The organism is Campylobacter sp. CFSAN093224 (assembly GCF_012897395.1).
Taxonomy (GTDB): Bacteria; Campylobacterota; Campylobacteria; order Campylobacterales; family Campylobacteraceae; genus Campylobacter_D; species Campylobacter_D jejuni.
On the sequence record NZ_CP040607.1, the window covers coordinates 17,461 to 32,121 of the forward strand.

The 14,661-nt window shown below is 32.1% G+C and carries 12 protein-coding genes; 4 read left to right on the forward strand and 8 right to left on the reverse strand.

Going from position 1 to position 14,661, the window contains the following annotated elements:
* The first annotated feature begins 99 nt into the window (after window positions 1–99).
* Window positions 100–1,776 (forward strand): dihydroxy-acid dehydratase, encoded by a 1,677-nt coding sequence (ilvD, locus tag FBF11_RS00065; protein WP_002853088.1) that lies wholly within the window; start codon window positions 100–102, stop codon window positions 1,774–1,776.
* A gap of 11 nt (window positions 1,777–1,787) precedes the next feature.
* On the opposite strand, the gene FBF11_RS00070 is transcribed toward ilvD, so the two are convergent.
* Window positions 1,788–2,312 (reverse strand): YagU family protein, encoded by a 525-nt coding sequence (locus FBF11_RS00070; protein ID WP_002853079.1) that lies wholly within the window; start codon window positions 2,310–2,312, stop codon window positions 1,788–1,790.
* A gap of 91 nt (window positions 2,313–2,403) precedes the next feature.
* On the reverse strand, window positions 2,404–3,630 hold the full coding sequence (locus FBF11_RS00075; protein ID WP_002853125.1) for an HD domain-containing protein: 1,227 nt from the start codon (window positions 3,628–3,630) through the stop codon (window positions 2,404–2,406).
* 76 nt (window positions 3,631–3,706) lie between these two features.
* Between FBF11_RS00075 and queC the strand changes: the two genes are divergently transcribed.
* Window positions 3,707–4,381 carry a 7-cyano-7-deazaguanine synthase QueC gene (gene queC / locus FBF11_RS00080; protein ID WP_002779268.1) on the forward strand — a complete coding sequence of 225 codons (675 nt, stop codon included), beginning with the start codon at window positions 3,707–3,709 and terminating at the stop codon, window positions 4,379–4,381.
* 20 nt (window positions 4,382–4,401) lie between these two features.
* On the opposite strand, the gene dsbI is transcribed toward queC, so the two are convergent.
* From dsbI to FBF11_RS00110, 6 genes are all read right to left on the reverse strand, one after another.
* The gene (gene dsbI, locus FBF11_RS00085) at window positions 4,402–5,928 is read right to left on the reverse strand and encodes a disulfide bond formation protein DsbI (RefSeq protein WP_002787430.1); all 1,527 of its coding nucleotides are present in this window, start codon (window positions 5,926–5,928) and stop codon (window positions 4,402–4,404) included.
* 11 nt (window positions 5,929–5,939) lie between these two features.
* Window positions 5,940–6,107, reverse strand: a complete 168-nt coding sequence (gene dba / locus FBF11_RS00090) for a disulfide bond formation protein Dba (protein ID WP_002779270.1) — start codon at window positions 6,105–6,107, stop codon at window positions 5,940–5,942.
* A 105-nt stretch (window positions 6,108–6,212) separates the two neighbouring features.
* A complete protein-coding gene (locus FBF11_RS00095) occupies window positions 6,213–7,991 on the reverse strand; it encodes a methyl-accepting chemotaxis protein (protein ID WP_002865311.1) in 1,779 nt (592 codons plus the stop codon).
* The gene (locus FBF11_RS00100) at window positions 7,981–8,895 is read right to left on the reverse strand and encodes a cytochrome-c peroxidase (RefSeq protein WP_002868317.1); all 915 of its coding nucleotides are present in this window, start codon (window positions 8,893–8,895) and stop codon (window positions 7,981–7,983) included. The genes FBF11_RS00095 and FBF11_RS00100 overlap by 11 nt, the downstream gene beginning before the upstream one ends.
* Before the next feature lie 63 nt (window positions 8,896–8,958).
* Window positions 8,959–9,837 carry a fumarylacetoacetate hydrolase family protein gene (locus FBF11_RS00105; protein ID WP_002857697.1) on the reverse strand — a complete coding sequence of 293 codons (879 nt, stop codon included), beginning with the start codon at window positions 9,835–9,837 and terminating at the stop codon, window positions 8,959–8,961.
* Between the two features lie 112 nt (window positions 9,838–9,949).
* The gene (locus FBF11_RS00110) at window positions 9,950–10,852 is read right to left on the reverse strand and encodes an RluA family pseudouridine synthase (RefSeq protein WP_002867497.1); all 903 of its coding nucleotides are present in this window, start codon (window positions 10,850–10,852) and stop codon (window positions 9,950–9,952) included.
* A gap of 77 nt (window positions 10,853–10,929) precedes the next feature.
* On the opposite strand from FBF11_RS00110, the gene purB reads away from it, so the two are divergent.
* Together purB and FBF11_RS00120 are read left to right on the forward strand one after the other, a co-directional pair.
* On the forward strand, window positions 10,930–12,258 hold the full coding sequence (gene purB, locus FBF11_RS00115) for an adenylosuccinate lyase (RefSeq protein WP_002858787.1): 1,329 nt from the start codon (window positions 10,930–10,932) through the stop codon (window positions 12,256–12,258).
* Window positions 12,259–12,273: 15 nt separating this feature from the next.
* Entirely contained in the window at window positions 12,274–14,643 is a 2,370-nt protein-coding gene (locus tag FBF11_RS00120; protein ID WP_002867496.1) for a ribonucleoside-diphosphate reductase subunit alpha, read from the forward strand.
* Window positions 14,644–14,661 lie beyond the last annotated feature (18 nt).

A 14,661-nucleotide genomic window follows, 5' to 3' on the forward strand; every position in this document is an offset into this window, starting at 1 on the left:
TAATAATTTTTATCATTTATGAAAATGTATATCAAAATAAATTTCACAAAAATTAAGCTTTGCTAAATATAATTTAAAAAATTATTATCAGGAGTTACAATGAGAAGCGATGCGATAAAAAAAGGACATTTAAGAGCACCTAATCGTTCTTTACTTCGTGCTTGTGGTTTGAAAGATGAAGATTTTGACAAACCTTTTATAGGTGTAGCAAATAGCTATATAGATATAATCCCAGGGCATTATTTTTTAAATGATTATGCTAAAATCATTAAAGATGAGATACGCAAAAATGGTTGCGTACCTTTTGAGTTTAATACCATAGGCGTAGATGATGGTATAGCTATGGGACATGAAGGTATGCTTTATTCTTTACCAAGTCGTGAACTTATCGCAAATTCTATTGAAACGGTGATGAATGCTCATCAACTTGATGCTTTAATCTGTATTCCAAACTGCGATAAAATTACTCCTGGTATGTTAATGGGAGCTTTAAGGGTCAATGTTCCAACCATTTTTGTAAGTGGTGGGCCTATGGCTTCAGGAGTAACCAAAAAAGGAGAAAAGATCAGCCTTAGCTCTGTTTTTGAAGCTGTAGGGGCTTATGAATCCAAAAAAATTAGTGAAGAAGAATTTAAAGATATAGAATGTTCAGCCTGTCCAAGTGGTGGATCTTGTTCGGGAATGTTTACAGCAAATTCTATGAATACCTTATGCGAAGCTATGGGTATAGCACTAGAAGGCAATGGAACCATTTTAGCTTTAAGTAAAGAAAGAGAAGAGCTTTTAAGAAAAGCAGCGCGTCGTATTTGTGAAATCGCCCTAGATGAACGTTTTAAAATTCGTAATATCATCACTCAAAAAGCTGTGCGTAATGCTATGGTAGTAGATATGGCAATGGGTGGAAGTAGCAATACAGTTTTACACATGCTTGCCATTTCGCGTGAAGCAGGGGTAGCACTAGATATTAAAGATTTAAATTTCATCTCAAGCAAAGTTGCACACATAGCAAAAATAGCCCCATCGCTAAATAGTGTTTATATGGATGATATCCACAAAGCAGGCGGTGTGAGTGCAGTTATGGCTGAAATTTCAAGCAGACAAGGACATATTTTAGAACTTGATGCACTGACCATTACAGGAGAAAGTCTCAAAGAACGCTTAAAAAATGCCAAAATCAAAGATGAAAATATCATTCGTAAAGTAGATAATGCTTACTCAAAAGTAGGTGGGCTTGCCATTTTGTTTGGAAATTTAGCCAAGCAAGGTTGCGTTATAAAAACCGCAGGAATAATCGGAGAAAGAAAATTTAAAGGCAAAGCTGTTTGTTTTAACTCTCAAGATGAAGCTATAAAAGGCATTATTAAAGGCAAGGTGCAAAAAGGAAATGTTTGTGTAATACGCTATGAAGGTCCAAAAGGGGGTCCTGGTATGCAAGAAATGTTAAGTCCTACTTCACTTTTAATGGGTATGGGTTTAGGTGCTGATGTAGCTTTAATCACCGATGGTCGTTTTAGTGGAGCTACAAGGGGTTTAAGCGTCGGTCATATTTCCCCTGAAGCAGCTGAAGGTGGTCTTATAGGACTTTTAAAAGATGGAGATGAAATAGAAATTGATGTAGATGCTTATACTATCCATGCAAATGTAAGTGAAGAAGAAATTGCTAAACGTAAAAAAGAATTTGCATTGCCTCAAAAAGAGGTGTCTTCAAGATGGCTTAGAATGTATCAAAAACTTGTTAGCAATGCTAGTAAAGGTGCGGTTTTAGATATGGAATGAAAGGCTTCCTTTCATTCTTCTATTTCTTTGGTTATACGATTTCTTATATCTCTACGAACTATTTCCATGCCCCACAGCCAAACAATATGGCCAAAAATTTCAGACAGGTGTTCATCAAAAGGAATTTCAGAAAGTGGTGGAACTTCTGCAATTAAAGGCATTATAATAACATGGGCAAAAAGATAAACAAAAAATCCAAAAACTGCACCTTGCCACATAGTAATACGGTGCCATTTTTCCGCTATCATACAATAAGCCACTCCAAAAATAATAGAAAAACCGACATGTACTATAAAAATTGACAAAGGCATTTGCATACCTGAAAACATATAAGTCCAATCAGTAGGTAAGCCTAGTTGTTCTAGAAAAATTTTAGGTGGAGTAACACGTTCTAAAGCATCTGCTGGCCAAAAAACATTGGGATTTCTTGGAGGAAAAGGTACTTCCCAACCCCATTTAACAATAGCTCCGAAAATACCCGCTAATATACCTATAAAAAAGGCTAAAGTATAGCGCTTTTGAAAGTATTTTTTCATAATAACTCCTTTATGTTTTATACAAAATAAAATTTGAATTTATAATATTTTTATTTAAAACATATTGAAAATAGGAGTATAAAAATCTTATTTAAATTTTAAAATATTCTCTTAAACTTTCGCAAATTTCAAAAAAATTCACCCCATCTATGGTAGGATTTTCTTTAAAAAACTCATGCATTCCTAAAAAACCACTTTCAAGTTCTTTAGACTTTACACCATAACTTATACTAAGTCCTGCTTCTATATAAGCAGCAATTTTATCGCAGTATTTAAGCGCCTTACCATCTATAGCACCAAATTCATTTTCATTAAAAGAGCTTAAACTTCCGCTGCAAAGCTCGATTTTAGCATTTTTATAAGTGCGATTTTCAAACTCATTTTTTACAAAATTTGACTCACCGTTTCTACCTTCTCTAATGCCTAAAATATAAGAAAACTCAGCCCTTAAACCCTCAGGTACAAAGGGTAAAATTCTTTCATTAATAAGTTTCATTTCATAATCATTTATGATATCATGAAGTCCATCAATGCCGTATTTTACAGGGCTGATAATATCACGTGTTAAAGACTCTGGCAAATCATGAAACAAAGCACAATAAAAATTATTCTCAAGTCTTTTATCGCAAGCCTTGATTTTTAGTGAGTAAAAATATCCTAAAATCGCCACCACAAGCATATGTCCTAAAACCGCGGTTTCTGGTATGCGTGGAGTTTGAGCCCAACGTTTTTGAAAGCGAAGTCTTCCGCTAAGATCAATAATTTTGGCTATTTTTTGATTTAAAGCGATTTTTCTAGCTCCTATAAGCTCATAGTAATCTTCTAATTCTTCTTCAACTTTGTTTTTAATCTCATCAATATCATTTAAAAAAGCTGAGGTTTGATAAACTATGTTAAATTCCCATCTTGTAGCAAAATATGAAGCTGCTTTTAAGATAAGTCTTTCTTTAGCATAAGCATTACCATTTAAATACGCTTCAAAACGCTTTAGAAATTCCCCATCTTCTATATCTTCTATCATAGGTTCGATTTTGCTTAAAACCCAAGCATTAACTTCAGCTTTTTTTTGACGCACGATTTCATGATACACATCAGGGCGTATATCAGTTACCACAACACGACTTAAAAACTCAAAAATTCCCCCTTCTATAATCACTCTCATATCCACATCTTTTTCCATTTTAGCGATAAAATATGCGATGATGAATTTATGAGCTTGTTTGTCAAGTTCAACCAAATTTGCCATTCTTGGATAATCATTCCAACGACTGATAGAAGCGGCTTTAAAAATGTGTTCTATGAGTTTTATGTTTATCATGCTTTTGCCTTTTTTGCAATTTAAATTTAAAAATTTTCGTTAAAATTGTGAAATTATAGCAAATTTAAGGATAAAAATGAGTAAAAAAGCACTTTGTATCATAAGTGGCGGTATGGATAGTACTTTGTGTGCTTATCTGGCCAAAAAAGAAGGTTATGAAATCATCGCTTTGCATTTTGACTATGAACAACGCACTCAAGAAAAAGAAAAAGAATGTTTTAAGCAAATTTGCAAGGCTTTAAAAGTAGAAAAATCTTATATTTTAGATGTGAGTTTTATCAAGGATATAGGGGGCAATGCCTTAACCGATAAAAGTATAGACATCCCTAAAAATGAGCTTTGTACAAGCGATACTCCACCTATCACTTATGTGCCTTTTCGCAATGGAATTTTCTTAAGTATAGCAGGATCTTTGGCTGAAAAGGAAAATTGTGAGAGTATTTTTATAGGGGTGGTAGAAGAAGATGGCAGTGGTTATCCTGACTGTACTGATGAGTTTATACAAAAGGCACAAGAATTTATCAATGAAGGTACGAGTAAGAATTTCAAAGTTTGTATAAAAACTCCGCTTGTTAGACTAAACAAAGCTAAAATTGTAGAACTAGCCTTAAAAGAAAATGTACCTTTAGAACTTACTTGGTCTTGTTATGAGAGTGAAGATGAAGCTTGTGGGGAGTGCGATAGTTGTTTGCTTCGTTTAAGAGGTTTTGAAAAAGCAGGATTTAAAGATAAGATTAAATATAAGTCCTAGTTTTCACTAGGACTTAAAGCTTAGTTTAAAGTATAAAGCTTGTTTGCTCCATCTTGATAAGAAAGAATATTGATTTTTCCATCTTTAAAGAAAATGCTTCTAGCATTAGTGATAGAGCTTGGGAAAGCGATGGTTTTTACTACTTCTTCTTTGACTGGATCAATTACGGCAATCACATTGTGATTTTTGCTAAGTGCATAAATTTCCCCATCTTTAAAAGTCATAGAAGTTACATAAAGATCGCCTAAAGTTTTACCTTCTTTAAGATTTGCTTTTGGAGTAAATTCTCCTGAAAGAACACGATCTTTTAAAGAAACTTTAGAGATTACAAAAGTTTTAGCGTCTTTGTTGTTTGGAACAGTTGCAAGATAAAGATAATTTCCATCTGTAGTCATACTTGCTACATGGTTAAATTTTGCTCTTACGGTATCAAGTCTTCCGCGACCTAAACTTTCGCCTTGACCTTTAAATTTATCATTACCTTTTACAAAGTCAGCGTATTGTTTGGCGATATCTTCTTCACTTGCATTAGGATTTTTTGCAAATCTTAAGAAAGATTTGTTTGAGCCCATAAGAATGAATTTATCGTTCATATAAGGTATGATACCGATGATTGGATCGATAGAAGCTGAAAAATAAGGATCAAGTTCAAAACCTTCTTTAACGCTAAAATTATTATCTAAGAAAGCTACATCCCATTTAGAACTTGCTACAAATTCGTTATTGATATAATCAAGAGTATTGATGGCTTTGTCAAAATTTATGGTTTGTTCATTTGTGATTTTAAGCTCATCATTGATTTTTGCAAATGGAGCATTGTTGATATCATTATCAAATTTTATGCCAAGTTTTTCACTTGCAGGTGCAAAAGCATAATCAGGAGCTTTAACATCGCGTTTTCCTAAGAAAGAAATATTTTGCCATAAACCATTCCAACCTTCTTTACTCCAAATGATGTATTTTGGATTTAAACTAAATCTTACAGGATCGCCTTGTCCTACATAAGGAGGAATACCTGTGCTAACAAAGGCTTGGAAAACATTTGATGCTACGATGATAGCACTGATTAAAACTGCTGCAAAGCTAAATTTAGTATATTTTCTAAACTTTTCTCCATTTAGTTCAGCTTCAAAAGCATTAAATTTAGGAGCAAAAGCAAAAATCACACCTAAGAGCAATACAACAGCCCAAAATACTACTTCAGCCCAAAAATAAGTATGGATACCAAAAACTGCTAAACCAAAACCTTGATCTAAATCTCTATGAGCGTGATTACCATAGTGAGCAAAAGATTGATAAAGCCCTACTGCTGTCATGATTAAAAGAGCAGCAAGGTATTTACCTTTCATACCATAACGAACAATGAAAAGCGCCATTACACCGATAAAGATCATTGCTTCTCTTTGTCCCCAGCAAAGCGTGCAAGGACTATCGCCCAACATATAACCAAATATCAAATTTGCAATACCTACAGGCAAGAGTATAATCAAAAAGCCTGCTAAACACATTAGTGTGTAGAAATTTTTTGTTTTATTGATTTCGTTCATTTAGCCCTTCCTTACAGATTCATTATTGTTAATAGTGCGCCTGTTTTGTGGCCAACATAGAAAAAAACCATTAAAAGCCAAGCTACCATTACCAAACCAAAAGCCAAATTTTCTTTTTCTGGTTTTTTGATAATCAGTATCAAGGCGATTAAAACTAATAAAAGTTCAAGAAACTCCATAGTATCTCCTTTGAAATAAAAACTGCTAATTTTACTTGAAAAACATAAATTAAAAATAAAATTTTTATTGAAATTTCACGTTAAGTTAAATTAACGTGAAAAAAGTTACTGAAAGCTACTTAATTTTTCGGAGAGTTTAGAGGCACCATTTAGAACATTTTGAGAGATATTATTGATTTCACATGATAAATCTTTAACAGAATTTGCAAGTTCGTTAACTTTATCTATATTTGTTCCTAAGATAAGCATTTTATCTTTTACTTCCATGCTTTTATCTTTCATGGTTTGGGTTGATTCTATAGAGCTTTCCAATTTATGCATAGAATTTACAAGTTCTTGTTGTAAATCATTGGTTTTTGAAGAGGTTTCTTTCATAGAATCATGGATAAGATCCATTAAGGCTTTGTTGTCATTGATTTGTTGGACTATAGTATTAACAGTAGCATTGATGTTTAAAAGAGATTTACTTGTTTTATCAGCAAGCTGTCCAACTTCATCGGCTACAACAGCAAATCCACGCCCATGTTCGCCTGCTCTTGCAGCTTCGATAGCTGCATTTAGGGCAAGTAAATTAGTTTGATCAGCTATGTCTTTAATGGAGTTTGTGATTTCTATAATATTATCCGCACTTTGGGTTAGATTGTCCATATTGGCTACTATATTTTGTTCTTTTTCATTGTTTTCATTTATTAAATTTACAAGTTCAGATAGAGTAAGTTCTACTTTATCCATTAGTATGTGCATATCTTGCATATTTTCTATACTTTCTTGTGCTAAATTTCCCGCAAGATTGATATGATCATCTAAAACATGAGTGATTTCTTTAACTCCTTGAATTTGTTCATGTTGCGAATTAGAGCTGTTTTCAAGCATCATAGAGTTGTTTTTGAGTTTTTGTGAATTTTGATGACTTGATTTAGCATTTTCTATGGCTTCTATGATTGAGTTTTGAACGGTGGAAATAAATGAATTAATATATTGAGCACTTTGTCCAAGCTCACTTTTTGGATCTATATTTAAACGAGAGTGTAGATTGGCTTCTTTGCTAGCTAAATTAGCGCTTAGTTTTTCTAAAGTATGAATTGGCATGATGACTTTTTTTAGTGTTAATAAAATAAAAAATACAAATAATACAAGAGTAATTCCAAATACTGCTAAAGCGATATAAAATTTAAATAAATTAGATTGTTCTATAGTATTTTGGGTAAAAGTGTTAAGTTGTTTTAACTCTTTCATGAGAGAATTATTCTCATAAATAGAAGAATTATCTTGCATAATAGAAATTTGCTTTACAATCATGTTATAGTGTTTTAAAAAAAGTTGTAAATTTTCACTTTTTGTATCATTTTTGATTTCTTTCATAAGATTGTTGAGTTGATTTAGTGTTGTTTTTTGTAAAATATTTTCAGTTGAAAGAACGCTTAACATAGAACTCATTGTTTTATAGTTGTTTTTATTTGTTTCATGGTTTTGTTCCAATTCTTCAAAATAATTTTTAGCTAGTTCAAATAAATAAAGTTTTGAATTTACTGCTATGGAATTTGCGGATTTAAAATAATTAAGCTGGATTAGTTTGGCATTAAAAATTTCTTCTGCTTTGTTTATGTCAATCCCAAAAGTTTTAAGTTTTGTAAAGTTTTCTTGCATTTTTTTTATCGCTTGAACACTTGGATCGTAGTTGATAAAATTAAAACTATTTTGAAAAACAGAATTGATTTTTTCATCTGAAATTTCTAGTTGTTGAACTATGTTTATCAATTCTTTATTATCTTTAGATGAAGAATAGTTATTAAAAATAATACCTAATAAAACAAGAATGAAAGCTAAAACTAGTGTAGATAAAATAATAAATTTTATCAAAAATGAACTTTTTTTATTTGTCATGATATTCTCCTGTTAAGCTTTCTAAGAATGCAACTATATTGTCAACTGTTTCTTGATCTAAAAATTTTCCTAGTTGATAGTAAGCCATAAACTGAACACAAGCATCTAAAGTAGGTATAGATCCATCATGAAAATAAGGTGCGGTTTTGGCTATATTTCTAAGACTAGGAACTTTAAATATCATTTTATCAGCTTCTCTTTTTGTGATTTCATAGCGCCCTAAATCTTCTTGGTTTGGGTATTCTTCAAAAATACCGATTTTTTGAAACATATTCCCACCTATATTTTGACCTTGATGACAAGAGATGCAGCCATTAGCTTTAAAATCTTCGTAACCTTTTTTAGCTTGAGTTGAAATAGCATTTTGATCCCCGCTAAGATAGCGATCAAAAGGAGAATTTGGGGTGATTAAGGTTTTTTCAAATTCAGCAACTGCAAGAGCTATGTTTTCTACTGTAACTTCTCCATAAAGTTTTTTAAAAGTTTTTACATAATTTTCATTTGAATTAACTTTTTGTAAAAGAAGTTCAGGACTTAGCCCCATTTCTTTTGGATTGAAAAAAGGTCCCATAGCTTGTTCTGTTAAATCTTTAGCTCTGCCATTCCAAAATTGCACAAAATTAAACACAGAATTAAAGGTTGTAGGAGTGTTAAAGGGTTTATCGAGTTGATTATCAACTCCTATTGAAAATTCAAGCCCATCAACACCGTGTTGATCAAGCCTATGGCAAGTATTGCACGAAACTTTTCCATCTTTAGATAAACTTTTATCCATATAAAGACTTTTTCCAAGTTCAGCTTTTTCTTTATCATAAGAGATGGAATTTGGAATAGGGGTTATCATATCTACTGCAAAGACTATATTTGCATAAGATAAACATAAAATCATTATTATTTTTTTCATGATAAATTTTTGCCTTAATTTAAGTTTTTAAAATGCCATTATAGTATAATTTTAGTAAATTATTTAATAATTGATATTTTTTATTTTATTACAAAGTTCTCCTAAATTTTCTATAACGCAACGTACTTTATCTCCTGATTTTAAAAAAGTAGGTGGATTTAACCCCATACCTACTCCACTAGGAGTTCCCATAGATATAATACTTCCAGCTTTTAAAAGCATGCCTGCACTAAGTTCTTCTAAGACATAAGCAATATCAAAAATAAACAATTGAGTGTTAGAGTTTTGGCGTAGTTCATCATTGACATAGCTTTGAAGTTGGAGTTTAGGAGGATAAGAAATTTCATCTACGCTTGTGATATAAGGTCCCATTATAGTGCTACCTTCAAGACTTTTTGCTCGGTAGAATTGTTTGTGGCGTTTTTGAAGTTCGCGAGCTGAAATTTCATTGATAATAGTATAGCCAAAGATATAATCTTTTGCATCTTTAGCTTTGATTTTATAAGCATCTTTACTTAAAATAAATGCAAGCTCACATTCATAATCAAGCTGAGAAGTTACATCTGCATGTAAAGGTATATCGCCAAAAGGTGGCGTAGCTTGATTGCAACGTTTTCCAAAATATACAGGATATTCTCTTTCTTCAAATTTTTCACCCTTAAATTTGGCAGATTCTTTGGCATGATCTAAAAAATTAATCCCAAGACATATAATATCTTGACGAGGTTCTATAATAGGGGCTAGATAATTTTCTTGTGGAATTTCATAGGCTATTTTAGAATCCAAGTCTGTAAGTTTGTGTTTAAATTTATCAAAATGGATAATAAATTCATTCATATCGTTAGTTTCAATGCCAAGATCATCAAAACTTACAATTTTTCCACTAGAATTTAGTACTCCTAGATTGGGTTTTTGACCCTGTATAAAATTAACAAATTTCATTTGGAAAATCTCGCTTTTTTATTTAATTATACTTAAAGTTTTAGCAAGAATTATTTTTTTGTTTTAAAATTTGGTAAAAAAGTGATTGATTGTAGCGTAGTGAAACATCATTTTATTTTATAGAATTGTTGAAAATTTCTTTTATGTTTATTTTTGAGTTGATATTAAAATTTTGATTTTTATATTGAAATTTCAAACGATAAGAATGCAAACACAAACGCAAGGCACCTGTAAGTTTTAAGCGTTCTTTGGGGGTTAATTTTTCATCTAAAATACTTTCGATTTGTTCTTTGCTAAGCCCATAAAGTGGATCGCCTAAAATGGTATGGTTTTTATAGTGTAAATGCACTCTTATTTGGTGTTGTCTGCCTGTTAAGGGTTTGCAGAGTAAAAGAGTAGCGTTGATTTTAGGAAAGTATTCTAAAATTTCAAACTCAGTGATAGCTTGTTTTCCTTCCTTACAAATTTGCATCCTTGTTTTTACATCATCGTAGTTTTTGGCTAAATTTATGGCTTTATCAATTATAAAATTTTCTTCTATTTTTCCGTTAGCTAGAGCAAGGTATTCTTTTTGAACCAGTTTTTTTTCAAACAAAGTTTTAAGATCAATTTGAGCTTTTTTATTTTTGGCTACAAGTATAAGTCCGCTCGTTTCTTTATCAAGTCTGTGTGCTACGCAAGCTTCTTTTCCCCAAAGATGCCAAATTTCATCACTAAGACTGTATTTACAATGTCTACCATTTGGATGACTTAAGATCCCACTTTCTTTTTCAAGTATGGCAAAGTCTTCATTTTCAAAGACAATTTCTACTCCTTTGGGATTGTTTTCATAGACTATAAGCTCTACTAAACCATTTAAAATTTCATTCTTTTCTTCTACTAAAATTCCATCACAAAAAAGTCTTTTTTTGTCTATGAGTTTTTGTGCTTCATTTATGCTAATTTTTAAATTTTCCATAAGGACTTGAAATGCCTTTTTTCCATTATTTGAGAGTTTTATTTTTATGTAAGCCATTTAATAACTTTCTTAGGATAATTTGATATAATTTCTGTTTTTTAAAATATAAAATTATAGCTAAAAAGGTTTCAAAGATGGTTGAAAGATATAGCAGAGAAATCATGGCTAAAAAATGGGACATGCAAGCAAAATACGATGCGTGGTTAAAAGTAGAATTAGCCGCTGTAAAAGCTTGGAATAAACTCGGTCTCATTAATGACACAGACTGCGAAAAAATTCTTAAAAATGCAAAATTTGATATTGCAAGAATAGACGAAATAGAAAAAACCACAAAACACGATGTTATCGCTTTTCTTACAAGTGTAAGTGAAAGTTTGGGAGAAGAGAGTCGTTTTGTGCATTATGCAATGACAAGTTCTGATTGTATAGATACGGCTGTTGCTTTACAGATAAAAGAGAGTTTGGAGCTTATTTTAGAAGATGTTTCTTTGCTTTTAGAAGTGATCAAAAAGCGTGCTTTGGAGCATAAAAATACCTTAATGGTAGGAAGAAGTCATGGAATTCATGGAGAGCCTATCACTTTTGGTTTAGTGTTAGCTATTTGGTATGATGAAATTTTGCATGCAAAAGAGCTTTTAGAACATGCAAAAGAAGTGATAAGCTATGGAAAAATCAGTGGTGCAATGGGAAATTTTGCTCATGCTCCTTTAGAATTTGAAGAAGAGGTTTGTAAAAATTTAGGTCTTAAAGCTGCCCCTGTTTCAAATCAAGTGATCCAAAGAGATCGTTATGCTCAAGTTATTTCTGCTATTGCAATTTTAGCTTCAAGTTGTGAGCAAATCGCTGTAGCGATAAGACATTTTCAAAGAACTGAAGTTTATGAGGCTGAAGAGTATTTTAGTGTAGGACAAAAAGGAAGTTCAGCTATGCCACATAAAAGAAATCCTGTTTTAAGTGAAAATATCACAGGGCTTTGTCGTGTGCTTAGATCTTTTGTAACTCCAGCTTTAGAAAATGTTGCACTTTGGCATGAAAGAGATATATCTCATTCTAGTGTTGAAAGATTTATTTTGCCTGATGCTTTTATCACGGCTGATTTTATGCTTATGCGTCTTACAAATTTGATTGATAAGCTTTTAGTTTATCCTGAAAATATGATGAAAAATTTAAATCTTACAGGCGGGCTTGTATTTTCAGGGAGGGTGCTTTTAGAGCTTCCATTTAAAGGCATTAGTCGTGAAGAAGCTTATAAAATAGTTCAAAGAAACGCTATGAAAGTTTGGGCAGATTTGCAAAATGGCAAGGCTGCTATCAATGAAAAAAATGAAAGTTTGTTTTTGTTAGCGCTTTTAAGCGATGAAGATTTAAGAAAAAGTTTGAGCGAAGAGGATGTAAGAAAATGTTTCGATTATAACTACTATACAAAAAATGTTGATGCAATTTTTAAAAGAACATTTAAATAAAAAGCAAGGAAGGCAATGAAAGTTATTAAAAGAAATGGTCGTACAGAAGAATTGGATGTTTCCAAGATCAAAAAATGCACCTCTGATGCTGTAAAAGATTTAGAGGGTGTGAATTTAAGCGAACTTGAACTCGATGCAAAGATTCAATTTCGCGATGGAATTTCAACTGAAGAAATTCAAAAAACTTTAATTAAAACTGCAGTAGATAAGATAGATATTGATTGTCCAAATTGGACCTTTGTTGCAGCTAGACTTTTTTTATTTGATTTATATAAAAAAGTTAATGGTATGAATCGCTATAATCATTTGTGTGAGTATTTTGAAAAAGGTGAAAAAGAAGGAAGAATTTTACTTGGTCTTAAAGAAAAATATGATTTAGATGATTTAAATGCTTATATTAAACCTGAACGCGATATGCAATTTACTTATCTTGGTATTAAAACTTTATATGATAGATACTTGATTAAAGATAGTAAAGGTATGCCTATAGAACTTCCTCAGCAAATGTTTATGGCCATTGCGATGTTTTTAGCGCAGAATGAATTTAATCCTCAAGAATGGGCGAAGAAATTTTACGATCTTATTTCTAAATTTGAACTCATGCTTGCAACTCCGACTTTATCTAATGCAAGAACAACACGCCATCAGCTTAGCTCTTGTTATATAGGATCAACCCCTGATAATATTGAAGGTATTTTTGATTCTTATCAAGAAATGGCTTTACTTTCTAAATTTGGTGGTGGTATAGGTTGGGATTGGTCTAAAGTGCGTGCTATGGGTGGAAGCATAGATGGGCATAAAAATGCCGCAGGAGGGATTATACCTTTCTTGAAAATTACTAATGATATTGCCGTGGCAGTAGATCAACTAGGAACCAGAAAAGGGGCTATAGCCGTTTATATAGAACCTTGGCACATGGATATAAGTGATTTTATCGATTTGCGTAAAAATTCAGGCGAAGAAAGACGCCGTGCTCATGAACTTTTCCCTGCTTTATGGATCAATGATCTTTTTATGAAAAGAGTAAGAGCTAATGATAAATGGACTCTTTTTGATCCTGCAGATACAGCGGATTTGTGTGATTTATATGGCGAGGCTTTTGAAAAACGCTATGAAGAATATGAAAAAGATGAAAGCATTACCAAAGAAATCGTAGAAGCTAAAGAGCTTTGGAAGAAAATTTTGCTAAATTATTTTGAAACAGGCTTGCCATTTTTATGCTTTAAAGATAGTGCCAACAGAGCAAATCCAAATGCTCATGTAGGAATTATTAGAAGTTCAAATTTATGTACTGAAATTTTTCAAAATACCGAGCCAAATTATTATCAAATCAAAGTAGTTTTTGAAAATGGAGATGAGCTTCATTTTGATGAAGAACAAAAAGTTGTGATCGATGGGGGATATGAAAAACCAGCCAAAAAAATCTCAACTTTAGATAGTATTGATGGTAATAAAGTTTATATAGTGGAAAAATATAAAAATGATGGAAAAACAGCCGTTTGTAATTTAGCAAGTATAAATCTTAGCAAAGTGTATACTAAAGAAGATATAGAGCGTGTTGTGCCAACGGCTATTCGTATGCTTGATAATGTGATAGATTTAAATTTTTATCCTCATAGAAAAGTAAAAGATACAAATTTAAAATCTCGCGCCATAGGTCTTGGAGTCATGGGTGAGGCACAAATGCTTGCTGAGGCTAAGATTTATTGGGGAAGCGATGAGCATTTAAATAAAATCGATGAGATTATGGAACAAATTAGCTTTGAGGCTATTAATGCGAGTTCAAATTTAGCTCTTGAAAAAGGTTCTTATGAAGATTTTGAAGGATCAAATTGGAGCAAGGGGATTTTTCCTATTGATGTAGCAAGTCCTAAGGCTAAAGCTTTAACTTTAAGAGAGGGCTTATTTGATCAAAGTGAATGCGACTGGGTTAAACTTAGAGAAAAAGTTAAAAAAGATGGTATGAGAAATGGTTATTTGATGGCCATTGCACCTACTTCTTCTATTTCTATTTTAGTGGGTACTACGCAGACTATAGAACCTGTTTACAAAAGAAAGTGGTTTGAACAAAATTTAAGTGGTATGATACCTGTTGTTGTGCCAAATTTAAGCCTTGATACTTGGCAATACTATACTCCAGCCTACGAACTTGATCAAAAAATTCTTGTAAAGGCTGCTGCTGTGCGTGGTAAATGGATCGATCAAGGGCAGAGTTTAAATATCTTTTTATCGCTTGATAAAGCAAGTGGGGGATATTTAAATGAAATTTATCAACTCGCTTGGGAGCTCGGAGTAAAATCTACTTATTATCTAAGAAGCGAAAGCCCTGATAGTGAAAAAGTCAATGTTGCAGATCGTAGCATAGAATGTGAAGGTTGCCAATAAATACTAAAACCCAATGAA